The 201-nt window shown below is 71.6% G+C and carries 1 protein-coding gene; it reads right to left on the reverse strand.

What is annotated here, in order from left to right; genetic code table 11:
• A partial coding sequence (locus tag G3I54_RS05400; protein ID WP_164611660.1) for an FAD/NAD(P)-binding protein occupies positions 1-201 on the reverse strand: 201 nt, incomplete at both ends.

The following is a 201-nucleotide window of genomic DNA, read 5'->3' on the forward strand; positions in this document are numbered from 1 at the left end:
GGGTAGGTGTCGGGGCCCAGCGCGCGGGCCTGGTCCAGCACGTCGTCCGGATATGTGCCGTCGATCTCCCCGCAGGCCAGTGCGTCCGCCCACTCGTGCAGGCTGGGCCCCGGCTCCAGCGGGCCGGCGAGGTCGACACTGGCGTCGGTGAACACCGAGATCTGTCCGGCCACGGTGTTCATGAGCAGGTGCGGGGACTGG

Origin of the sequence: Streptomyces sp. SID14515 (assembly GCF_010548505.1) — a bacterium.
Taxonomy (GTDB): Bacteria; Actinomycetota; Actinomycetes; order Streptomycetales; family Streptomycetaceae; genus Streptomyces; species Streptomyces caviscabies.